Here is a 23175-nt window from a genome sequence, read left to right as displayed (position 1 = left end):
CTGAGGGGGTTGCCGGGCTTGGATTGCTGTTCAGTTGCCGATCTCGGTGCGGACGGCGTAGAGCTCGGGGAAGAAGGTCAGGTCAAGGGCCCGCTTGAGGAAGTCGACGCCTGAGGAGCCGCCCGTACCCACCTTGAATCCGATGGTCCGTTGCACCGTGCGCAAGTGGCGGAAGCGCCAGGCGTGGAAGTTGTCCTCGATGTCCACGAGGTCTTCGCAGGCCTCGTAGAAACCCCATGGCGTGGCTTCCGATTCGTAGATCTCCTGGAAGACCGGGACCAGGTCCTTCCGGAACGTCCACGGTTCGCTGGTGTCGCGTTCAAGGATTTCGGCGGGAACGGCATAACCGGCCCGCGCCAGCACCGCGAGGAAGGCGTCGTAAAGGGTCGGCTCCTCCAGGAGGGTGTTGAGCTGGCTGTGCGCCGCCGGATCGCTCTCGAAAACCCGGAGCATGCCCCGGTTCTTGTTGCCCAGCAGGAACTCGACGGCGCGGTACTGGTGGGACTGGAATCCTGACGAGCTGCCCAGGAAGCGCCGGAATTCGGAGTACTCGCGAGGAGTGAGGGTGCCCAGGACAGACCACTGTTCGGTCATGGTCCGCTGGATCGCCTTGACGCGCGCGATGCATTTGAGGGCCTTGGCAAGGTTGTCCGCATCAAGGAGGCGGCGGGCTTCAAGGAGTTCATGCAGGACGAGCTTGAGCCACAATTCGCTGGTCTGGTGCTGGATGATGAACAGCAATTCGTCGTGGTGTTCCGGGGTGCTCAACGGATGCTGGGCGGTGAGGAGGCGGTCGAGGTCCAGATACCCGCCGTAGGACATGGCCTGGCTGAAGTCGGTGCGGACCGAATCCTCGATGGGCCTGATGCTCTGGGCACTGATGCTCTGTTCGGAGTGGCCGGTGGGGTTTTCCATGCATTCATATTATCACTCTTGTGACGAACGTCAAGATAGTGAATTACGGGGAAGCCCTGGCTCCCGGCGGCGTTCCAAAGGCCCCTTTTTGTTGCCTAGGTGAACCGCCGGCGAGGTCTGTACGTTGTAAGATCGGCAAGGGGGGATGCGGGCGCCAGGAGGCTCCATGTACCAGCAGACAGTCAGCATCCGGGATCTACCAGCAGACAGTCAGCATCCGGAGGTGGACGGACCAGAACGCTTCCCCGGTCTCGAACAGATGGCGCTACGAGCGCGTACCAAGCTTCGGGCCCGGGACCTTATAGTGCAGAAATACGGGGGCTCCTCCGTTGCCGACGCAGCAGCCATCAAGCGAGTGGCCCGGCGGATCGCTGAGACCCGGGAGGCCGGACATCCGCTGGTGGTCGTGGTTTCGGCCATGGGCGACACTACGGACGAACTGCTTGACCTGGCCGTCTCCCTCAGCCCGAGTCCTCCCGCCGGCGAACTCGACACATTGCTGACCACGGGTGAACGGATCTCCGTGACGCTCCTGGCGATTGCCTTGTCCGACCTGGGTGTTCCTTCCCGGACCTTCAGCGGAAAAAAGGCCGGACTGATAACCGATGGCATCCACGGCAAGGCGCACATCGTCAACGTTGACCCGCATCATATCCGGGCTTGCTTGAAGCGCGAAGAAGTTGCCATCGTCGCCGGTTTCCAAGGCAAGGGCCTCAAGAAGAAAGAGGTCACCACCCTCGGCCGGGGCGGTTCGGACATCACGGCCGTCGCCTTGGCCGCGGCGTTGGGCGCCGGAATGTGCGAGATCTATACCGACGTCGATGGCGTGTACACCGCTGACCCGCGGGTTGTTCCCCGCGCGCGGAAAATCGACGTCATTTCAAACGAGGAAATGCTGGAGCTGGCTGCGTCCGGTTCCAAAATCGTGCATGCCAGATGTCTTGAATATGCGGGCCGTTTTGGCGTCCCCATCCATGTGCGCTCCTCCTTCAACCGGGGTATTGGAACCTTGATCCTGCCAGGCCGGGACCAGGAGGCGGAATGGGACCACCAGCCGGTCTGGGACAGGGCTCCGGCCGTTGAGCAGCCAGTAGTCTCTGCAGTTCTCTGCGACAAGTCCGTGGCGAAGCTGACGTTGATAGGCGTCGCGGACGGCGTGGGAAAGTCCGCAGAAATCTTCGGGCTTCTTGCCGATGAGCGCGCCCAGGTTGAGATGGCCGTTCAAAACACCTCGTCCGCGCGCGCCGGCGCGAGCGACATTTCGCTGGCCGTTCCCGGCCGGGACGGATTCCGTGTCCGTGCCGCCCTGTCCGCAGCCCAGAGGGCCATCGGCTTCGTGGACCTCCAGTACGACGGCCAGATCGGCAGGCTGTCGCTGATCGGACTGGGCATGCGCACTGACGCGCAGGTCTTTTCGCGGCTCTTCACGGCCCTTTCGGACGCAGGAGCCGAGACCGAGTTGATCTCGGCGTCCGACATGCGCATCGACGTTGCTGTTCGCGTGGCCGTGCTCGAGGATGCACAGCGCGCTGTGCGCTTGGCCTTCGGACTGGACCGTGCAGGACTGGACCATGCAGAACTGGACCATGCAGGAGAGGAGGCCACGAAAGCGCCGTAGCGGGGCCGCAGCACCTGCACCCCATCCTCCCCGCGTCGCCAAGGCACGGCCGCGGGAAGCGCTCAATCATTGATCCGCCTCCGCGGATCCCCGGGATAAGGACCCGATCGCCATGAACACTCTCCCGCAGCAGGCTACCTTGACCTCGGCACATGTAACCGGGCCCCTCCCGGGACCCAGGTCTGCCGAGTTGCTGGCGCACCAGGAACGCAACGAATCGAATGCCCGCACCTATCCGCGGCATCTTCCCATCGCGATTGCCGAGGGCTCCGGAGCCTTTGTGCGGGACGTCGATGACAATGTCTTCATTGATTTCCTCGCCGGTGCCGGGGTTTTGTCCCTCGGGCACAGCCATCCGGAACTGGTTGAGGTCGTGGCCGGACAACTGCGGAGATTGAGCCATGGACTTGATTTCCCGACGCCGGCGAAGGATGCCTTCATGACGGCGCAGCTGTCGATGCTTCCCTGGGGGCTCGCCGATCGGATGAAGATCCACTTCTGTGGACCGACCGGTGCAAATGCCGTGGATGCTGCCGTCAAACTGTGCAAGACGGCCACCGGGCGCGGGGACATCGTGTGCTTCCAGGGAGCATTCCACGGCAGCAGCGCCGCGGGGATGGCGTTGACCGGACTGGTTGAACAGAAGCAAGCGGTCGCGAACGGGATGCCCGGAGTGCACTTCTTCCCTTACTCCTACTGTGCACAGTGTCCCTTGGGCCTGCACCCGGAGACCTCTTCGACCAACTGCGTCCAATTCCTGGAACATTCCCTCAAAGACCCGCTTGGGGGCATTCCGCTTCCCGCAGCCGTCATCATGGAAATGGTCCAAGGCGAGGGAGGAGTTGTACCGGCCACCGCAGAATTCGCGCGAACGGTGCGCAGGGTGACCCGTGAGATGGGCATCCCGTTGATTATCGATGAGATCCAGACCGGGTGCGGGCGCACCGGAACCTGGTTCGCGTTCGAGCAGTACGGGATCGAGCCGGATGTCATCGTCGCATCCAAGGCCCTCAGCGGAATAGGCCTCCCCGTTGCCCTGATCATCTACAACAAGGACCTTGATCGCTGGCTCCCCGGCGCCCACACCGGAACATTCCGCGGAAATCAGCTGGCATTCGCCGCGGGGGCCGCAGCAGTGGAGATCATCCGGCGCGACGACGTTCTCGGCAACGTCCGTAGGCGCGGTGCCCAGATTGCCCGGCTTCTCGCACCCTTGGCCGGCAACCCCTGGGTGCGCGAGGTGCGGGGCCGCGGCCTGATGTGGGGGATCGAGTTCGCCGATCCGGAAACCGGCCGTCCTGCCGGTGGCCTGGCCCGGGCAGTGCAGCGAAATGCCCTGGAGCTGGGCCTGATACTCGAGTGCGGCGGCCGGGACGACTGCGTGGTCAGGCTCCTGCCCCCGCTGAACATCACGGAAGAACTCGTCGACGCAGCCTGCCGGCTCCTTCTGCCTGCCATTGCCGAACAATGTGCCATTGCAGAACACAGGACCACGACAGGCGCGGCCCGATAAGGCGCGGCCCGATTAGGCGCGGCCCGATAAGGCGCGGCCCGATTAGGCGCGGCCCGATTAGGCCGGACACAAGGCCAGAACAAGGAGGCGAACATGGGAAGGCATGTGGATCCGGGCCGGCCCCCGGGCGGAGCGGCCACAAGCGCCCGATCCCTGATCCAGCTCAGGGACGGCGCCGCGGTCCTGGTCGGCACCGCGCTGGGCAACACGGCATTGGGCGCCACCATCCGGTGGAGCCCCGGCGAGCGGCTTGAGGAGCTCTTCGAGAACCGGTGCGACCGGCAACGGGCCGAAGGCCACAGCCGTCATCCTGCCGTGGAAACGGCGGATGGTTCGCTCAGCTACGAAGAACTGGACGCCCGGGCCAACCGGCTCGCCCGCTACCTCCTTGCCCGCGGGGCAAGCCCCGGCGACAGAGTCGCACTGCTGTTCGACGACCCGGTGCGGTCCTATGTCGGCATGCTTGCGGTCCTCAAGGCCCACGCCGTTTACGTGCCCCTCGACCCGGTGTTCCCTCCCGAGAGAATTTCCTATATCGCCGCAGACGCCGACGTCACCATGCTCCTGACTGTCTCCCGCCTCGCGGACAGCCTCCTGCCGGGGACCGCGGACCTTGCCGTTCGCGTGGACAAGGAGGACCACCGCATTGCCGCGCTTGAATCCTCCCGCTTGGCTTGGGCGGGGCAGACATCCACGGACAACGGACTGGCTTACATCATCTACACCTCGGGGTCCACCGGACGGCCCAAGGGAGTGGCCATCGCCCACGCCAGCATCTGCCACTTCGTGCGGATTGCCTCCGAAACCTATGGCTACGATTCCCACGACCGGGTCTACCAAGGCATGACCACAGCTTTCGATTTCTCCGTGGAGGAGATCTGGGTGCCTTGGATGGTCGGGGCCACCTTGGTGCCGCGGCCGCCCGGGAACAACCTCCTCGGGCCGGAACTTGCCGAGTTCATCGAGGCCCGGAACATCACCGCCCTTTGCTGTGTGCCGACCCTGCTGGCCACGCTCGAGGACGACGTGCCAGGGCTGCGGTTCCTGCTCGTCTCCGGTGAAGCCTGCCCGGAGGACCTTGTGGAGCGTTGGCACCGGCCCGGCCGGCGTTTCCTGAATGTCTACGGGCCCACCGAAGCGACCGTGACAGCCACCTGGGGCTCGGCGGAACCCGGCAAGCCCGTGACCTTGGGCAAACCGTTGCCCGGCTATTCCGCGGTCATCCTGGATCCCGTCCAGGACCGCGCACTGCCCCACGGCGAGCTGGGCGAAATCGGGCTGGCGGGCATCGGGCTCGCCCGGGGCTACATCAACCGGCCCGAACTGACAGAAAAGGCATTCATTCCCGATTTCCTGGGTCTGGAGGACAACCCGTCCCATCGCATCTACCGCACCGGTGACCTCGGCCGGTTCAACGACCAGGACGAAATCGAGTACCACGGCCGCACCGACACACAGGTGAAGGTCCGGGGCTATCGGATTGAGCTGAGCGAAATCGAAAGTGTCCTTCTGCAGATGCCCGGGATAGCGACGGCAGTTGTGAAGACGTGGGAGCCCGGGCCGGGAATCACGGAACTCGCCGCCTACTACACGGTGCACCGGAACGCACCCAAGGTGGAAGGAGGCGACATCCGCGCCTGGCTGCGCGAACGGCTCCCCGCCTACATGGTGCCAGGCTATTTCCAGCCCCTCCGGACCATGCCGATGATGGTCAGCGGGAAAGTGGACCGCAGCAGGCTTCCACATCCCACTGGCCCGCGCACGGTCAGTACAGATTTCGCCGACACCAGGCCGGTAACTCCTACGGAACGGATCCTCGCCCCGGCCCTGGCTGCGGCCCTCCAGCTCACGTCAGTGTCCACCACCGCCAATTTCTTCAACGACCTCGGGGCAAACTCCCTGCTGCTGGCTCACTTCTGCGCGAACGTCCGCAAGGAAGCCAACCCGCCTTCAGTCTCGATGCGCGAAATTTATGGACATCCGACCATCGCTGCCTTGGCGGCCGCCCTGGATGCCGCGAACGACGAGGCGCTGGCGGGGGCCGGCGCCGGGGGCGGGCAAGCTGCGGCGGCGGAACCCTTCTTGCGCGTCGGGACCGGCCAGTACCTGCTGTGCGGGGCTTTGCAGGCCATTGCCGCCCTGGCCTACGCGTACGTCGCGTTGCTCATCCCCGTGGCCGGCGAGCAGTGGATCGGCGGGTCCCGGCAGCCCGGCGCCCTCGTGGCGCGCTCCGCCGTCGTCGGCACCGTGTCGTTCCTGGCCTTGGCAGTCCTACCCGTTGTGCTCAAATGGGCCCTCATCGGCCGATGGAAGACCGAGGAGTTCCCTCTCTGGTCCTTAAGGTACGTCCGCTTCTGGTTCGTCAAGACCTTGGTCGCCACAAGCCCTGTCCGGATGTTCGTCGGAACGCCGGTCTTCCCGCTATATCTCCGCGCACTCGGGGCCAGGATCGGCCCCCGCGTGACCATCCTCTCCTCAAGGATTCCCGCCTGCCCCGACCTGCTGGCGGTGGGGGCGGACACGGTGATCCGAAAGGACTCCACCTTTTACTGCTACCGTGCCCACGGCGGCCGGATCCAGACGGGGTCCGTCACCCTGGGCCGCAACGTCCTGATCGGCGAGCAGACCACGCTGGACATTGACACCGCCATGGGCGACGACGCCCAACTGGGGCACAGCTCTTGCCTACATCGCTTCCAGATTGTTCCGCCTGGCGGAGCCTGGGCCGGCTCACCCGCCGAACCCACCAACATTAGTTACCGCAGGGCGGGACGAGTCACGTCCGGGACGGCCCGCCGGGTCAGTTTCAGTTTCTGGACCGTGCTGGTCCACGTGGTACTGGTGTCTTCCATCGGGCTTGGAACCATCGACGTCGTACTCGCGTCCCTCCCCACGGGCGAAACAAACCCGGCCAAGCCGCTTTTCTGGCAGGCACTTCTGCTGATCTCCGCCGTCCTTCTTTTCGGCAGTATCCTGGCCGCCTTCGCCGTCGCCGCCACCCTTCCCAGGCTGCTTGCGTTGCTTCTGGTTCCAGGCAAGGACTACCCCCTCTACGGCTTCCGCTTCGGACTCTTGCGGACGGCCCAACGGCTGACCAACCTCAAAGCCCTCCTCCAGCTCACCGGCGACAGTTCCCTGATCGTGTACTACCTGAATGTCCTTGGCTACCACCAGCCGGACATGGTGCAGACCGGATCCAATTTCGGCGTCGGGCTGAAGCATGACAGTCCCACCCTGACTACTGTCGGCAGCGGCACCATGGTCTCGGATGGCCTGTCGATCATCAATGCTGACTACTCAAACACCGCTTTCCGCCTCTCGCCTGCCATCATCGGGGCCAGGAGCTTCTTCGGCAACAACATCGCCTATCCCGCCGGAGCCAGGATGGGGGACAACTGCCTTCTAGGGACCAAGACCATGGTGCCTTTGGAGGGTCCGCTCCGCGAGGGGGTTGGCCTCCTGGGCTCACCGCCCTTTGAAATACCGCGCACTGTGGACCGGGACAACACCTTTGATCGGTTCAGGACGGCAGAGGAACTACGGCGCCGGATCCCGGCAAAGAACCTGCACAACACCGTGACGGTGATCTTTTACCTGCTGGCCCGGTGGGCCGAGCTGTACGTGATTCTCCTCGCCGCCTGGGCATCGCAGGCCTTCCTCCCCGCCGCAGGAGGCCTCGCTGCGGTGGCTGCGCTGGGAACAATGGTCATTACCACGGGTGCCCTGATGGTCCTCGTGGAGCGGGCATCCCTCGGCTTTGGAAGACTTTCGCCGCTTTCTTGCTCCATCTACGAAGTGCCCTTCTGGCGGCATGAGCGCTACTGGAAACTCGGCGCCGGGGGAATTGTGCAGATGTTCAACGGCACGCCCTTCAAAGCCGTGATTTGGCGAATCCTGGGGGTCAGGATGGGCAAGAAGGTCTTCGACGACGGTTGCGGGATCCCGGAAAGGACCCTCGTCACCATTGGGGACTACTGCACCCTCAACGCTTACGCCGTCACACAATGCCACTCCATGGAGGACGGCGCGTTCAAGCTCGACGCCATCACGCTTGGTACCGGCTGCACTCTTGGAGTGGGCGCATTCGTCCACTATGGAACCACCCTGCACGAAGGTTCCCAGCTCGAAGCCGACTCGTTCCTGATGAAGGGCGAAGACGTCCCCGCCCACAGAATCTTCGGCGGCAATCCCGCACGCGAACTCACGCGGCAAGCCGTCCCTGGACTGCCGTGACACACAGCGCTTGCCTTACGCTGGCCTTGTTGGCACGTCGGGGAGGGGGCTGCATGACCACCGTGTCGCTGTATCTGGACGTCGACGGCGTGGTGAACCCCTTCGGTCCCATGGGCTTCACCGATTGGGGTACTGAATGGAAAATCGCCGACGCCGGAATCCTGGACGTCGTTTACGCGTCCGAACTGGTTGACGAACTCAATGAGCTTGCCGCCCATCCCAGGGCGAGGTTTGTTTGGCTGACGACGTGGCAGCGGCTCGCGCCTGAGTTCCTGTGTCCGGCGATCGGCCTCCATGGCGAGCACTGGCCCGTCTTGACGAGCGACAGTTGGGACCAGACCGCTGATTGGTGGAAGCTGGACGTTTTGCAAAAAGACGTCCAAGAGTCCGGAGCCGAACGCATCGTGTGGATGGACGATCAGCTGAACCATGAAGCCGCTGCCCGGTCCTGGGCCGAGTTCCTCGGCAGCCGTGTGCTTTGGATCTCACCGGACCCGCGGCGGGGCCTGTCGCGGGGCGATATCGCGGCTGTTCGGCAATTCCTTGGATGATTCGATGTTTGGCCATGCCGGCAATGGCACGTAGGATTCTTAAGGTTTCACGCCCGCCATAGTTAAATCCGCCAGTACAGTCAGATGAACGATTGCTGAACTGTTTTGTCAGGCAGGCCCGGGGAAGTGGAACTGCGCATCGTCGACTCTGCAGATTGGGCACAAGGTGGGAATCACCTTCATGGTCGCGCTTGTCATAGCGCTGGCCTTATTTTTTGACTTCACCAACGGGTTCCACGACACAGCGAACGCCATGGCGACTCCGATCGCCACGGGTGCCATCAAGCCCAAGACGGCTGTTGCCTTGGCCGCGGTGCTCAACCTCGTGGGCGCGTTCCTCTCGACCGAAGTGGCAAAGACCATTTCCGGAGGCCTCATCCGCGAGGGCACGGACGGCATCCACATCACGCCGGAGATCATCTTCGCCGGGCTGATGGGAGCCGTCCTGTGGAACATGTTCACGTGGCTCAAGGGGCTGCCGTCCAGTTCTTCGCACGCGCTTTTTGGCGGCCTCATCGGTGCGGCGATCGTCGGCATCGGCTTCCACGCCGTCAACTTCGACACCGTGCTCCAGAAAGTCATTCTTCCGGCCATCTTCTCGCCGCTGCTCGCCGGTGCCGTGGCCTATCTATGCACCAAGCTGGCCTACGCCCTGACGTCCCGGCATGACCCCGAAACCGGCGACAAGCTGACCCAGAAGCGCGGCGGATTCCGTACCGGCCAGATCTTCACCTCCAGCCTTGTCGCATTGGCCCACGGTACCAACGACGCGCAAAAGACCATGGGCATCATCACCCTCGTCCTGATCGCCGCCGGCACCCAGCCCGCCGGCAGCGGCCCCCAGCTCTGGGTCATCGGGGCCTGCGCACTCGCCATCGCCATCGGAACCTACGCCGGCGGCTGGCGCATCATCCGGACCATGGGCTCAGGGCTGACCGACGTCAAGCCGGCGCAGGGCTTCTCAGCGGAAGCCAGCACCGCTTCGGCCATCCTTGCTTCCTCACATCTGGGCTTCGCGCTTTCGACCACGCAGGTGGCTTCCGGTTCGGTCATTGGCTCGGGACTCGGACGTAAGGGCACCACAGTGCGATGGGGAACCGTGGGGCGCATCGCCACCGGCTGGCTCTTTACCCTCCCTGCGGCTGCCATCGTGGGCGCCTTGACCGCGTTCCTGATCGGCACCGGCACTGTCGGCGTCGTTATCGCTGCAGTCGTGGGCACCGCCGTCGTCGTCTATATGTTCATTTACTCAAGAAAGTCGCACGTGGGCCACCACAACGCCGTCGAAGTCGAGGAAGCCGGCACTGCCGTCCGCTTCCGCAAGAAGAACGCCAAAAAACAGAACCCGAGCAAAAGTGTGAGTAAGGACATCCAGGCATGAAGTGGTTGGATCTGGTTCAGGTAGCCGGCGCAACTCTTGTCGCGGCCTTGCTCCTCGTCGTGCTGTATTCGCTCGGTGTCCGTCTTACTGCCATCGCGGGCGACGCCCGGCAGAAGTCACCGGTCATGGTCCGCTCGCTTGCCTACCTGTGTTTCGCGGCCTGCGGAATCGCCGTGCTTTTCGGGATCTATCTGATCGTTCCGTACTTCACGAAGTAGCTGTGAACGCCGCTGCCTCATGGGTAGGGTGGGGGCATGGCGGATTTCCAGTACTACGTGGCATCCTCGCTTGACGGGTTCATCGCCACGAAAGAAGACGATCTCGGCTGGCTGCTCCAGTTCGAAGAGGCCGAGGGCGTCACCGAAAGCTACGAAGACTTCATGGCGGGCATCGGCTGCATTGTCATGGGCGGCCAGACGTATCGCTGGCTCATGGAACACGAACCGGGCAAATGGCCCTATCCGGGTGTTCCATGCTGGATCTTCACCCACCGCGAATACGCTGCGCCGCCCGGTGCGGACGTCACGTTCGTGCGTGGCGAGGTTGAGGAATTCGCGCCGGACCTGATTGCCGACGCCGGTGACAAGAACGTCTGGCTGGTTGGTGGTGGAAATCTCGTGGCCCAGTTCGCCAAGGCCGGCCTGCTGGACGAGATGATTGTCACCCTCATCCCTGTCGCCCTGGGTTCCGGTAAGCGATTGCTGCCTGTCGAGAGCCCGACGGCGCCGCTTGAGTTGATCTCGTCCCGCACCCTTGGTGGCGCGGCAGTCGAGCTGCGCTACAGGTTCCCCGCGCGTGCCGGGTCAGCGGGCCCTGTTCTCCCGGATCATGTTGGTAATCCGGGCGGTTGACAGCCGTCGGCCGTGATCGTCGGTCATGACAATTTCGTGGGTGGCAAGCGTGCCGCCCAAGTGGATGGCTGTGCACGTGCCCGTGACCAGGCCGCTCGCTATGGAGCGGTGGTGGGTTGCGCCCACCTCGATTCCCACCACGTGGCGTCCGGCTCCGGCATGCAGGGCCGCCGCGAAGGATCCCAAGGTTTCGGCGAGGACCACATGGGCTCCGCCATGGAGGATGCCGGCAACCTGGGTATTACCCTCCACCGGCATGGTGGCGACAGTCCGTTCCGGGCCCAGTTCAAGGAACTTGATGCCCATTTTCGCCACGAGCGACCCCACGCCATAGCGGGAAAGCCAACTGTGCAACTCCTGCGGAACTCCTGCCGCATTGAGTTCGTCAGTGAACGGGCCCGGCGTGAAATTGTCCATCATGGCAACTAGGCTGGCACCTGTGAGCGAAACAACCAAACCGGACTCAGTTCCAACGGCAACGTCAACGCCAGTGTCAACTGGAACAGCAACATCAACTGGAACAGCAACATCAACTGCCACCGCAACGGCACCAGACCCTTCAACAACCATTGCGGGGACGACGGCAGGTGGCCAGCCGAGGCTCTTGGTCCTCGATGGTCACTCGATGGCGTTCCGGGCGTTCTATGCTCTTCCGGCAGAGAACTTCGCCACGTCCTCGGGCCAGCACACCAACGCCGTGCATGGCTTCACCTCGATGTTGATCAACCTCATCAAGGACCAGAAGCCCACCCACGTAGCGGTGGCCTTCGATGTCTCGGACGACACGACGTTCCGCAAGGCGGAGTACAGCGAATACAAGGCTGGCCGCAACGAGACGCCGTCGGAATTCCGCGGGCAGATCGATCTCATCGATCAAGTCATGGAAGCGTGGGGCATCAAGACCATCAAGATGCCGGGCTACGAGGCTGATGACATCCTCGCCACACTCGCGGCACGGGGCGAGGCCGCAGGCTACGAAGTCCTCCTGGTCTCAGGGGACCGTGACGCTTTCCAGCTCATCACGGACAACGTGTTCGTCCTGTACCCGAAACAGGGCGTTTCCAATATTCCCCGCATGGACGCGGCAGCCATCGAAGAAAAGTACTTCGTTCCCCCGTCCCGCTACTCCGATCTCGCCGCGCTGGTAGGGGAGTCCGCCGACAACCTTGCAGGCGTTCCCGGCGTCGGCCCGAAGACCGCAGCCAAGTGGATCAACCTTTACGGCGGCCTCGAAGGGATCCTGGAGAACCTGGATTCCATCGGCGGCAAAGTCGGTGGAGCCCTCCGGGAAAACATCGATGCCGTCAAACGCAATCGCCGCCTCAACCAGCTCCTAAGCGACCTTGAGCTCCCTGTGACGCTCGCGGAACTTGAGGAGCCGCGTCCCAATCGCCAGGAGATCGAGGCACTCTTCGACACCCTCGAGTTCAGGACCCTCCGCGCCCGGCTGTTCGCACTCTATGGCGATGACACCGCCGGCGCGCCTCCCGAAACCATCGACGCGCCCGACTACAAGATCCTGGAGGACGCCGCCGCCTTGGAGGAGTTCTTCGCCGCCGGGGCGGGGAGCCGAGCCGCCGTCGCCGTGCAGTTGGTCCCGGGTCGGATTGGCGACGACGCCGATGCCCTCGCCATCGTGCGGTCCAACGGGGCTGCCTACATCGAGCTGTCGTCCTTGGACGCGGCGGCCGATGCCGTCCTGGCCAAGTGGCTTCGGGACCCCGAAGAGGCCAAGGTCATGCACGAGTTCAAGGACGCCTTGAAGGCCTTGGACCACCGTGGACTTGGCTTGGAAGGCGTGGTGGACGACACTGCCATTTCGGGCTACCTCATCCAGCCGGACCGCCGCAGCTACGAGCTCGCCGAGCTCGCCCAGCACCACTTGAGGATCACTGTCACGGCCGCGGCGGCCCAAACCGGCCAGCTGGAACTCGAGCTTGGTGATGGGCCGGATGATGCCGCGGCCGGCGCGCTCGTCCAGCAGGCCGCCGTCGTACACGCACTGAGCAAGCACTTCGAAAGCGAGCTCGCCGAGCGCAAGGCTGAGGCGCTCCTGACCACGTTGGAGCTGCCGGTCGCGCGGGTCCTGGCCCAGATGGAACTCTCGGGCATCGCCATCTCCACGGACCGCCTGAACGAACAGCTCGCGGACCTCGCGAAAGTGATCGACGACGCGCAGGACCAGGCATTTGCCGCAATTGGCCACGAGGTCAATCTCGGCTCGCCCAAGCAGCTGCAAACCGTCCTCTTCGAAGAGCTTGGCCTGCCCAAAACCAAGAAGATCAAGTCCGGCTACACAACGGACGCCGCCTCGCTGAAGGCCCTCCTGGAGAAGACCGGCCACGAGTTCCTGGTGCAGCTCATGGCCCACCGGGAATCCTCCAAGCTGGCCCAAATGCTGGAGACACTCAAGAAATCAGTGGCTGAGGACGGCCGCATCCACACCACGTACGCGCAGAACGTCGCCGCCACAGGGCGTATTTCCTCGAACAATCCCAATCTGCAGAACATCCCGGTGCGCAGTGAGGAAGGTCGTCGCGTCCGCGGAATCTTCGTCGTCAGTGAGGGCTACGAATGCCTGCTGTCGGCCGACTACTCGCAGATCGAAATGCGTATCATGGCCCATCTGTCCGGCGACGAAGGGCTCATCCAGGCGTACAAGGAGGGTGAGGACCTGCACCGCTACGTCGGCTCGCACATCTTCAACGTGGCGCCGGAAGAGGTCACGAGTGCCATGCGCTCCAAGGTCAAGGCCATGTCCTATGGATTGGCCTACGGCCTGACTTCCTTCGGCCTGTCCAAGCAGCTGGAAATCTCGGTCGACGAAGCCAGGACCCTCATGAAGGACTACTTCGACCGCTTCGGCGCCGTGCGCGACTATCTGCGTGGCGTGGTGGAGCAGGCCCGGATCGACGGCTACACTTCCACGATCGAAGGCCGCCGCCGCTATCTTCCGGACCTGACCAGCACGGACCGCCAGCACCGCGAGATCGCCGAGCGCATTGCACTGAACTCGCCGATCCAGGGTTCGGCGGCGGACCTCATGAAGCGGGCGATGCTCGGCGTTTCGGCCGAGCTGACCAGCCAGGGGCTGAAGTCGCGGATGCTGCTGCAGGTCCATGACGAACTCGTACTCGAGGTTGCCCATGGTGAACGGGAAGCCGTCGAAAAGCTCGTGACCGAACAAATGGGGACCGCAGCCGAGCTCTCGGTGCCGCTGGACGTGCAGCTCGGAGTCGGCTCCAGCTGGTACGACGCCGGGCACTAACAGGCGCACAGGCCCGCGTTGCGGGCCGGGATGGGGCACGCCGCTGATAAGGTGGCGTGCCCCATGCGGTCTGGCTAGGCTCGGGGGCGTGGCTGATCCCAAGGAAACTAACGAAAAATACAAGGTCAAGCGCTTTCGTTCCGTCGACAAGGAGAACCCGGACTACGGACAAGCACGTGAGTGGATCCGGGCCGTTGGCTTCGGATTCCACGACGAGCAACGAAGCGATGAACTCATCGACAAGATTCTCGCGATGTACCAGGCGGACAACCGTGAGCTGACGGGCGTTTACGTCAACGACGAACCTCCGTTGCATGCGCTCAACCCGGGATTTCCGGTGGCGACCTTTGGAACGCTGGAGAACAAGCTGAATATCGGCTTCGGCCAGGAACTACGGACGCGCCAGATCACCGCTGTCACGGTCCGCGGAACGCATCGACGCCAGGGCATCCTGCGGGGGATGATGACCGCGGATCTCGCCGATGCCAAGGACGATGGCTTCGCCATGGCCGCGCTGACGGCATCCGAGGCATCCATTTACGGCCGCTTTGGATTTGGCGTCGCAACCTTCGAGCGGAGCATCAAGGTGGACACCGGTCCGAAATTCCGCGTCCGGCACGAGCCCGTTGGCCGGGTGGAAATCGCGGATCCAAGGGTCCTTCTCGACCTCGCGCCCGAGGTTTTCGAACGGGTTCACCACCGGACGCCGGGGTCCATCGTGCGGCAGGACTCCTACCGCCATCATGTGTCCGGGGCCATGAAGCGCGACGGCAGTGAAGACAAGGCCATCAAATGTGCGCTCCACTACGGACCGGACGCCGCCATTGACGGCTACGTGTCCTACAAGTTCGCCGGCTGGGACACGAAGCCATACACGGTGGAAATCGTGGACCTCGTCGCCGCGACGGACTCCGCGTACCTGGAACTGTGGCAATTCCTGGGCAGCATCGATCTCGTCGAACAGGTCTCCTGGCCTGAAGCTCCCGTTGAAGACCCCCTCGCGTGGGCGCTCGAGGACGGACGCTGCGTCACGTCTTCCGACTATCGCGACATGTTGTGGTTGCGCGTCCTTGACGTCCCTGCAGCTTTGTCAGCCCGCCGCTACGGCACCGATGGGCGGTTGGTGCTGGAAATCCGGGACACGCTTGGTTTTACCGGCGGTATGTGGGAATTGACGTCCGACGGCGTCGTCGTCTCCGTCAGGGAGGCGCACGGCGGGAGCCCGGACCTGAGCATGGACGTCACGGATTTGGGGTCTGTCTATTTGGGTGCCATTAGTCCTGTAATCTTGGCTTCGGCAGGCCGGATCCGCGAGCACACGCCGGGAGCAGCATTGGCTGCCCAGCACATGTTCGCCGTCGAACGTCCAGCCCATTGCCTGACGCACTTCTAGGCACAACCCACACGCAGGATCTACAACAGAAGAGGATTCCATGGGGGAATTCCAGCCGGGGGGCTACTCCTTCGGCCGACCAAGGCTGCCGGGCCGGAGGTCGTTGCTGGCGGCTGCCGCCGGACTCGCGATGACCGGACTGGCCGCCTGCGCCCAACAACCGTCAGCGGCGCCGGCGCCTCGCCCGTCATCGGGTTCAACGCCGATCGTGGAAGAGGTGGGCCAGCATCCGGTCGTGCCCGAAACGCGGCCGGCACCGCCGTCGAAGTCCCAGGTTGTGGCCGAATTCTCCGGGCGCAAGCCCGCCGAATGGGGGCTTGCTGTCCCTGGCGTGGTCTCGAAAACCGCGTCCACGCATGCGGTCTTGACGTTCGACGCTTGCGGTGGCCCCCAGGGCTCGGACTGCGATCAACGCTTGCTCAAGACCCTGCGCAAGCTCCACGTTCCCGCCACCTTGTTCGTCAATGGCCGTTGGATCAAGGCCAACCCCGGGCTGGCAGCCGATCTAGCGGCTGATCCTTTGTTCGAGCTCGGTAACCACGGCTTCCGGCACCAGCCCCTATCGGTCAATGGGCGCTCGGCGTACGGCATCCCGGGCACCGCCAATGCGGGCGAAGTGTATGACGAAATCATGGGCAACCAGGAAGTCATGGAGCGGCTCTGTGGCAAAGCCCCCCGCTTCTTCAGGGCGGGAACTGCCTACTACGACGACGTCGCGGCGGCGATCACCAATGCCCTCGGACTGGTCCCCGTGAGCTTCACGGTGAACGGCGACGGCGGCGCGACCTTCCCGGCCCCGACAGTCGCGGGCGAAGTGGGCAAAATCGCTGCAGGACAGGGCGCCGGCCAGATTGTGATCTCGCATTTCAACCAGCCTGCCGGCGGCACCGCGGAGGGATATGCGCGAGCCCTTCCAGGCTTGCTGGACCGTGGCGTGACGTTCGCGCGGCTCGGTGACGCGCTGCCGCTTTGACCCTCCTTGCGGCGAACGACTAGAATGAACGGGCGCATACTACGTGCGCGCAAATTTACAATCCACAATTCAGGATGACCCGGCGTTTTGCCGTGTCCCGCGGACCGGCGACGGAAAGCGGGCGGTTTGCCTGACCGATACTCTATCCACAACGGAGCCCCTACTACATGACCATCACCTCCACCGAGAAGCCCGGTACCCCCGTAGTCGCGATCAACGACATCGGTACCGCTGAGGACTTCCTCGCAGCTGTCGACGCCACCATCAAGTACTTCAACGACGGAGACCTCGTCGAAGGTATCGTCGTCAAGGTTGACCGCGACGAAGTCCTGCTCGACATCGGTTACAAGACCGAAGGTGTCATCCCTTCCCGCGAGCTTTCCATCAAGCACGACGTTGACCCCGGGGACGTCGTCTCCGTTGGCGATCAGGTCGAAGCCCTGGTGCTCACCAAGGAAGACAAAGAAGGCCGACTGATCCTCTCCAAGAAGCGTGCTCAGTACGAGCGTGCCTGGGGCGACATCGAGAAGGTCAAGGAAGAAGACGGTGTCGTCACCGGTACCGTCATCGAGGTTGTCAAGGGTGGTCTTATCCTCGACATCGGCCTGCGCGGCTTCCTGCCCGCATCCCTCGTCGAGATGCGCCGCGTCCGCGACCTCGCTCCGTACATCGGTCAGCAGATCGAAGCCAAGATCATCGAGCTGGACAAGAACCGCAACAACGTTGTTCTTTCCCGCCGTGCATGGCTCGAGCAGACCCAGTCCGAGGTTCGCTCCACGTTCCTCAACAAGCTGGAAAAGGGCCAGGTTCGTCCCGGCGTCGTTTCCTCCATCGTCAACTTCGGTGCATTCGTGGACCTTGGCGGCGTAGACGGTCTGGTTCACGTTTCCGAGCTGTCCTGGAAGCACATCGACCACCCGTCCGAGGTTGTCGAGGTTGGCCAGGAAGTCACTGTCGAGGTTCTCGAAGTGGATCTGGACCGCGAGCGCGTGTCCCTGTCCCTCAAGGCCACGCAGGAAGACCCGTGGCAGACCTTCGCCCGCACCCACGCCCTCGGCCAGGTTGTTCCGGGTAAGGTCACCAAGCTGGTTCCGTTCGGTGCGTTCGTTCGCGTCGAAGACGGCATCGAAGGCCTCGTTCACATCTCCGAGCTGGCTGTCCGCCACGTTGAGCTTGCTGAGCAGGTCGTCTCCGTTGGCGACGAGCTCTTCGTCAAGGTCATCGACATCGACCTCGAGCGCCGCCGCATCTCCCTCTCCCTCAAGCAGGCTAACGAGGGCGTTGACGCCGACAGCACCGAGTTCGATCCGGCTCTGTACGGCATGGCCGCTGAGTACGACGAAGAGGGCAACTACAAGTACCCCGAGGGCTTCGACCCCGAGTCGAACGAATGGCTCGAGGGCTACGAGACGCAGCGCGCCGCTTGGGAGCAGCAGTACGCTGACGCCCAGGCACGTTGGGAAGCTCACAAGAAGCAGGTTTCCCAGCACGCTGCTGACGACGCCGCTGCCGCCGCTTCCGGCGAGAGCGACTCCGGCACCACCAGCTACTCCTCCGAGCCGGCTGCCACCGAGTCCAACGCGGGCACCCTGGCATCCGACGAGGCCCTCGCCGCTCTGCGCGAGAAGCTGACCGGCAACTAATTGCCACTGGCCCGGATTTCCGGGCCGGGATAAAAGCGGCTCCTGCGATTCATTTACGAATCGCAGGAGCCGCTTTGTTTAACCCAGTATCGGTGCTGCCGAGGTTCCCCTTGACCGGGTCTCCACGGGACATGCCCCTCGTTGGCAGCAAGGACTGGACATATACCCATTATGTCCAGCGGTGGTGATCACGGGAGGGCATGTCCCTTCCGCGTTGGCCCGGGTAGCAACGGGACATGCCCCTCCTTGGCAGGAAGGACTGGACATATACCCATTATGTCCAGCGGTGGTGATCACGGGAGGGCATGTCCCTGCGTGTGGAGGCTCAGGCCTGGACGTCGACCCATTCCGTTCCCCGCAATTGGAGTAACGAGGCACCCGCGGTCATCGACGCAAGCCGCTCAGCGGCGTCGGCGATCGCGATTGCATCATCAGGCAGGGCCACGCGCAGGATCGTCCCTGAGGGCTCGTAGCTTGTTTCGGCCATCACGTAGCCCGCGGAGCGCAGGTCGTTTTCAAGCCTTCCGGCCGCGTAGTGGGGCACGGGGATGTCGCAAATCCGCAGGCGGCGTCGCTGAACCAGGGGAGCGGAGTCCAGCGCGGCCGAAATTGACTCGGAATAGGCACGGACCAGCCCGCCGGCGCCCAGGAGGATCCCGCCGAAATAGCGCACGACGACGGCACTCACGTCGCTGAGGTCAGTCACCCCGGGACGCGTCTCGCGTTTGATGAGTGCCTCAAGCATGGGGATGCCGGCAGTACCGGAGGGCTCGCCGTCGTCGTTGGAACGCTGGATGACTCGATCCGGACCGAGGATGAATGCCGAGCAGTGGTGCCGGGCGTCATGGAATTCCTTGCGCAGTTCCGTCACTAAGGCGCGGGCGGCGTCCTCGTCAGAGGCGTGGCGCAGTACCGTGATGAAGCGCGAACGCTTGATCTCGAGTTCGTGGCGGAAATCGTCTCCAAGCGCCAACGTTGTGTACGCGGTCGCCCGGCTTTCTTCCTGTTCTGCCACCGACCCAGTCTAGTGTGGAGGGGTGCTGAAGATTGGACTTACCGGCGGGATCGCCTCCGGCAAATCGCTCGTGTCCGCCCGGCTGAGGGAGCTGGGCGCTGTCTTGATCGATGCCGATGCGCTGGCCCGCGAGGTCGTGGAACCGGGCACGCCAGGCTTGGCGGGCGTTGTTTCCGAGTTCGGTGAGGGCATCCTCGACGGCGACGGGCGCCTTGACCGGGCACGCCTCGGCGCGATTGTGTTCGCTGAGCCGGATCGCCGGGATGCGCTCAACGCGATCATCCATCCGCGCGTCCGGGAGAAGGCTGCCGCAATGCTCGCGACCGCCAAACCGGGCGACATCGTCGTCCAGGATATTCCGCTCCTGGTTGAAACCGGGCAGGGGAGCAGCTTCCACTTGGTGCTGGTGGTCGATGCGTCGGACGAAGAGCGGATCCGTCGCATGACGGAGATCCGCGGCATGAAAGTCGAGGACGCGGTGTCCCGCATGGCCGCGCAAGCCGGCAGGGACGAACGGTTGGCTGCGGCCGACGTCGTGTTGGACAACTCCGGAAGCGTTGAGGACGTTACGGAGCTCGTGGAAGCCCTATGGCAAGAACGACTGGCACCGTTTGCCCGCAATCTTGCAGCCGGCCGCCCGGCACCGAGAGCCGGCGGGCCCGTCTTGTCCCCGCCAAACCCCGACTGGCCGGTCCAGGCCGAACGTCTGCTTGCCAGGCTCAGGCGGGCATCTCCGGAGGTCTTGGGGGCGGACCACATCGGTTCGACGTCGGTACCCCGCCTTCCCGCCAAGGACGTCATCGACCTACAAGTAAATGTGTCCTCGCTGGAAGCCGCAGACCGGATAGCAACGGCCTTGGGCGAGGCCGGTTTCCCGTTGCAGGAGGCTTCCGCCCGTGACACACCCAAGCCGCCGGACCTGGATCCATCGGCATGGCAAAAACGCTTCCATTGCAATGCAGACCCCGGACGGGCCGCCAATGTCCATGTCCGGGTCCTTGGAAGTCCAGGCTGGCGTTATGCGTTGTTGTTCCGGGATTGGCTCCGCGCCAACCCCGACGCAGTGAGTATGTATGCGGACATGAAACAGGAGCTCGCCGCGCTCCACGCCGGCGACCACCGGACCTTGGCGTATGCGGAAGCCAAGGAACCCTGGTTCACCGAGGTGGCCTGGCCGCTCATGGATGCCTGGGCCAGGAGCAGCGGGTGGCAGCCGCCGTCGTACTCCGTGGCGCAAGGCTAGGCGGCACGCATGGCCGGGAAACGGAAAATCACCCCCCATCTTGAGGGGCAGCGTCTCGGCGCCGTTCGCGCCCCGGCGTAGGCCGGCGTCGTTCTCATGGCCGGAGCCGCGCTGCTGTGGTTCCTGGCCGCGCGGCGTTCGTCGCCGGGACTTAGCCGTCGACGTGGCGCGTTCTCGTGCCGGGCGCAGCCTTTTGGCTCGCGTGGACCGTCTGGCTTGTGTCCGGCGTATGGTTCGCCGTTAAGATGTGTTCCGTTCCATTATGGGACGGCTGGATGACACTTCGACCCGGCCCGGCGGCGGTGCCGGTTCAAGCGGAAAACGCGGACAGTAACTGTCCGCGGGCGGGGGTACATTGGATTCATGAGTCTTGCCCAAGAGATCAACCGTGTCGTCGCGCCCTTTGAGGTCATTAGCGAATTCAAGCCGGCCGGTGACCAGCCGGCCGCTATCGCGGAGCTGACCGAACGGATCAACAACGGCGAAAAAGACGTCGTGCTGCTCGGTGCCACCGGTACGGGCAAGAGTGCCACCACCGCTTGGTTGATCGAACAGGTCCAGAGGCCCACCTTGGTGATGGTCCAGAACAAGACCCTGGCAGCGCAGCTCGCCAACGAGTTCCGGGAACTGCTGCCCAACAACGCGGTCGAGTATTTCGTGTCGTACTACGACTACTACCAGCCCGAAGCCTACGTCCCCCAGACGGATACCTTCATCGAAAAGGACTCCTCCGTGAACGAGGAGGTGGAGCGGCTGCGGCACTCGGCCACGAATGCGCTGCTGACCCGCCGGGATGTCATCGTTGTGGCTACGGTGTCCTGCATTTACGGCCTCGGCACCCCGGAGGAATACATCGCCGGAATGGTCACCCTCACCAAGGGCGCCGAAATGAACCGGGACGATCTTCTGCGCAAGTTTGTCGGGATGCAATACACCCGCAATGACATGGACTTCCACCGCGGCACTTTCCGCGTCCGCGGAGACACCGTAGAAATCATTCCCATGTACGAAGAGCTGGCCCTGCGCATCGAGTTCTTCGGCGACGAGATCGAGAACATTTACACTTTGCATCCGGTCACGGGCGACGTCATCCGCGAGGAAACCGAGATGTACATCTTCCCGGCCTCGCATTATGTCGCCGGGCCGGAACGCATGTCCCGCGCCATCACCGCCATCGAAGGAGAGCTCGCGGAGCGGCTCAAAGTCCTCGAAGGCCAGAACAAGCTGGTGGAGGCCCAGAGGCTGCGCATGCGCACCACCTACGACCTCGAGATGATGCAGCAAATGGGGTTCTGCAACGGCATCGAGAACTACTCACGCCACATCGATGGCCGCGGCTCCGGCACGGCACCGCACTGCCTCATCGACTACTTCCCGGACGACTTCCTGCTGGTCATCGACGAATCCCACGTCACGGTTCCACAGATCGGCGCCATGTACGAGGGCGACATGTCGCGCAAGCGCACCCTCGTGGACCACGGCTTCCGGCTTCCTTCGGCCATGGACAACAGGCCGCTCAAATGGGATGAATTCCTGGAACGGGTGGGCCAGACCGTTTACCTTTCCGCGACCCCCGGCAAGTACGAGCTGGGCAAGGCGGACGGGTTCGTCCAGCAGATCATCCGCCCCACCGGCCTGATCGATCCGGAAGTCATCGTGAAGCCGACGAAGGGCCAGATCGACGATCTCCTTGGCGAAATCCGGACGCGGGTGGAGCGCGACGAACGCGTGCTGGTCACCACCTTGACCAAGCGCATGGCCGAGGACCTGACCGACTACCTGCTGGGCCACGGTGTCAAGGTCCAATACCTGCACTCCGACGTCGACACCCTCCGGCGCGTGGAACTGCTCCGCGAACTCCGCATGGGCAGCTTCGACGTCCTGGTGGGCATCAACCTGCTCCGCGAGGGCCTCGACCTGCCCGAAGTGTCCCTGGTCAGCATCCTGGACGCCGACAAGGAAGGTTTCCTGCGCTCGGCCACTTCCCTCATCCAGACCATCGGGCGCGCGGCCCGGAACGTCTCGGGCCAGGTCCACATGTACGCCGACCGGATCACGGACTCCATGGCCAAGGCTATCGAGGAAACCAACCGCCGCCGGGAAATCCAGGTCAAGTACAACGCCGACAACGGTGTCGATCCGCAACCGTTGCGCAAGAAGATTGCGGATATCACTGATCAGCTCGCCCGCGAAGACGCCGACACCCGCGAGTTGCTCGCCGCAGCCGGAAAGGGCGGCCGGACCGGCAAGGGCAAGGGCGCTTCGAAGGTCCGCCAAGACGGCCTGGCCGCGGCCCCGGCCGAAGACCTTGTGGGGCTCATCGAACAGCTGACCGAGCAAATGCACGCCGCCGCCGCCGAACTCCAGTTCGAGATCGCCGCGAGGATCCGTGACGAGGTGGGCGACCTCAAGCGCGAACTGCGCCAAATGCAGTCCGCCGGGCACGCCTAAGGTAAAGTTGGGCCTACGTAGGGGAGTATCCCAAGCGCTAGGTCCGTCAACACGCGAGGCACAGATGCCTCGCCGGGCCTAGTGGATCGCCGTTTGAGCGTTGTTTGCCTTTGGGCAGGGTGACGCA

At 63.7% G+C, this 23175-nt stretch carries 16 protein-coding genes; 13 read left to right on the top strand and 3 right to left on the bottom strand.

The features are described 5' to 3' along the window. Window positions 1-30: 30 nt before the first annotated feature. On the bottom strand, window positions 31-915 hold the full coding sequence (gene kynA, locus QRN59_RS04880; protein ID WP_284981382.1) for a tryptophan 2,3-dioxygenase: 885 nt from the start codon (window positions 913-915) through the stop codon (window positions 31-33). A 166-nt stretch (window positions 916-1081) separates the two neighbouring features. Here kynA and QRN59_RS04875 point away from each other — a divergent pair, with 166 nt between their 5' ends. From QRN59_RS04875 to QRN59_RS04845, 7 genes are all read left to right on the top strand, one after another. Continuing rightward, a complete protein-coding gene (locus tag QRN59_RS04875) occupies window positions 1082-2533 on the top strand; it encodes an aspartate kinase (protein ID WP_350225218.1) in 1452 nt (483 codons plus the stop codon). A gap of 112 nt (window positions 2534-2645) precedes the next feature. After that, window positions 2646-4046, top strand: coding sequence for a diaminobutyrate--2-oxoglutarate transaminase family protein (locus QRN59_RS04870; RefSeq protein ID WP_284981381.1), 1401 nt, complete (start codon window positions 2646-2648; stop codon window positions 4044-4046). 93 nt (window positions 4047-4139) lie between these two features. Then, complete coding sequence (locus tag QRN59_RS04865) at window positions 4140-8279, top strand: Pls/PosA family non-ribosomal peptide synthetase (RefSeq protein ID WP_284981380.1); 4140 nt, start codon at window positions 4140-4142, stop codon at window positions 8277-8279. 53 nt (window positions 8280-8332) lie between these two features. Continuing rightward, complete coding sequence (locus tag QRN59_RS04860) at window positions 8333-8830, top strand: HAD domain-containing protein (RefSeq protein ID WP_284981379.1); 498 nt, start codon at window positions 8333-8335, stop codon at window positions 8828-8830. A gap of 166 nt (window positions 8831-8996) precedes the next feature. Beyond that, window positions 8997-10211: an inorganic phosphate transporter gene (locus QRN59_RS04855; protein WP_284981378.1), complete on the top strand. Its 1215-nt coding sequence runs from the start codon at window positions 8997-8999 to the stop codon at window positions 10209-10211. Next, entirely contained in the window at window positions 10208-10429 is a 222-nt protein-coding gene (locus QRN59_RS04850; RefSeq protein WP_284981377.1) for a hypothetical protein, read from the top strand. The genes QRN59_RS04855 and QRN59_RS04850 overlap by 4 nt, the downstream gene beginning before the upstream one ends. Before the next feature lie 36 nt (window positions 10430-10465). Next, window positions 10466-11062 (top strand): dihydrofolate reductase family protein, encoded by a 597-nt coding sequence (locus QRN59_RS04845; RefSeq protein WP_284981376.1) that lies wholly within the window; start codon window positions 10466-10468, stop codon window positions 11060-11062. Here QRN59_RS04845 and QRN59_RS04840 read toward each other — a convergent pair. Continuing rightward, window positions 11015-11482 carry a hotdog fold thioesterase gene (locus QRN59_RS04840; RefSeq protein WP_284981375.1) on the bottom strand — a complete coding sequence of 156 codons (468 nt, stop codon included), beginning with the start codon at window positions 11480-11482 and terminating at the stop codon, window positions 11015-11017. The two genes, QRN59_RS04845 and QRN59_RS04840, sit on opposite strands and share 48 nt — an antisense overlap. A 205-nt stretch (window positions 11483-11687) precedes the next feature. Between QRN59_RS04840 and polA the strand changes: the two genes are divergently transcribed. From polA to rpsA, 4 genes are all read left to right on the top strand, one after another. Then, window positions 11688-14330: a DNA polymerase I gene (polA, locus tag QRN59_RS04835; RefSeq protein WP_284981425.1), complete on the top strand. Its 2643-nt coding sequence runs from the start codon at window positions 11688-11690 to the stop codon at window positions 14328-14330. Window positions 14331-14418: 88 nt separating this feature from the next. Beyond that, on the top strand, window positions 14419-15723 hold the full coding sequence (locus tag QRN59_RS04830) for a GNAT family N-acetyltransferase (protein WP_284981374.1): 1305 nt from the start codon (window positions 14419-14421) through the stop codon (window positions 15721-15723). Between the two features lie 40 nt (window positions 15724-15763). Further along, a complete protein-coding gene (locus tag QRN59_RS04825) occupies window positions 15764-16696 on the top strand; it encodes a polysaccharide deacetylase family protein (RefSeq protein ID WP_284981373.1) in 933 nt (310 codons plus the stop codon). Between the two features lie 167 nt (window positions 16697-16863). Beyond that, a complete protein-coding gene (gene rpsA, locus QRN59_RS04820; RefSeq protein WP_184735405.1) occupies window positions 16864-18339 on the top strand; it encodes a 30S ribosomal protein S1 in 1476 nt (491 codons plus the stop codon). 325 nt (window positions 18340-18664) lie between these two features. Here the strand turns inward: rpsA and QRN59_RS04815 are convergent, their stop codons facing one another. Further along, window positions 18665-19354 carry an IMPACT family protein gene (locus tag QRN59_RS04815; RefSeq protein WP_284981372.1) on the bottom strand — a complete coding sequence of 230 codons (690 nt, stop codon included), beginning with the start codon at window positions 19352-19354 and terminating at the stop codon, window positions 18665-18667. 22 nt (window positions 19355-19376) lie between these two features. On the opposite strand from QRN59_RS04815, the gene coaE reads away from it, so the two are divergent. Both coaE and uvrB read left to right on the top strand, forming a co-directional pair. Next, a complete protein-coding gene (gene coaE / locus QRN59_RS04810) occupies window positions 19377-20597 on the top strand; it encodes a dephospho-CoA kinase (protein ID WP_284981371.1) in 1221 nt (406 codons plus the stop codon). 363 nt (window positions 20598-20960) lie between these two features. Beyond that, complete coding sequence (uvrB, locus tag QRN59_RS04805; RefSeq protein WP_284981370.1) at window positions 20961-23048, top strand: excinuclease ABC subunit UvrB; 2088 nt, start codon at window positions 20961-20963, stop codon at window positions 23046-23048. The last annotated feature ends 127 nt before the right edge of the window (window positions 23049-23175 follow it).

It is taken from the genome of Arthrobacter sp. efr-133-TYG-118 (assembly GCF_030209755.1).
In the GTDB taxonomy this organism is placed as follows: domain Bacteria; phylum Actinomycetota; class Actinomycetes; order Actinomycetales; family Micrococcaceae; genus Arthrobacter.
Note: the sequence above shows the minus strand (reverse complement) of the source record. Positions and strands in the feature narration are given on the sequence as shown.

Excerpts from the sequence above, each read along its gene's own strand:
- kynA (WP_284981382.1), bottom strand. The coding sequence starts at position 915 with ATGGAAAACCCCACCGGCCACTCCGAACAGAGCATCAGTGCCCAGAGC.
- QRN59_RS04875 (WP_350225218.1), top strand. The coding sequence starts at position 1,082 with ATGTACCAGCAGACAGTCAGCATCCGGGATCTACCAGCAGACAGTCAG.
- QRN59_RS04870 (WP_284981381.1), top strand. The coding sequence starts at position 2,646 with ATGAACACTCTCCCGCAGCAGGCTACCTTGACCTCGGCACATGTAACC.
- QRN59_RS04865 (WP_284981380.1), top strand. The coding sequence starts at position 4,140 with ATGGGAAGGCATGTGGATCCGGGCCGGCCCCCGGGCGGAGCGGCCACA.
- QRN59_RS04860 (WP_284981379.1), top strand. The coding sequence starts at position 8,333 with ATGACCACCGTGTCGCTGTATCTGGACGTCGACGGCGTGGTGAACCCC.
- QRN59_RS04850 (WP_284981377.1), top strand. The coding sequence starts at position 10,208 with ATGAAGTGGTTGGATCTGGTTCAGGTAGCCGGCGCAACTCTTGTCGCG.
- QRN59_RS04845 (WP_284981376.1), top strand. The coding sequence starts at position 10,466 with ATGGCGGATTTCCAGTACTACGTGGCATCCTCGCTTGACGGGTTCATC.
- QRN59_RS04840 (WP_284981375.1), bottom strand. The coding sequence starts at position 11,482 with ATGATGGACAATTTCACGCCGGGCCCGTTCACTGACGAACTCAATGCG.
- polA (WP_284981425.1), top strand. The coding sequence starts at position 11,688 with ATGGCGTTCCGGGCGTTCTATGCTCTTCCGGCAGAGAACTTCGCCACG.
- QRN59_RS04825 (WP_284981373.1), top strand. The coding sequence starts at position 15,764 with ATGGGGGAATTCCAGCCGGGGGGCTACTCCTTCGGCCGACCAAGGCTG.
- rpsA (WP_184735405.1), top strand. The coding sequence starts at position 16,864 with ATGACCATCACCTCCACCGAGAAGCCCGGTACCCCCGTAGTCGCGATC.
- uvrB (WP_284981370.1), top strand. The coding sequence starts at position 20,961 with ATGAGTCTTGCCCAAGAGATCAACCGTGTCGTCGCGCCCTTTGAGGTC.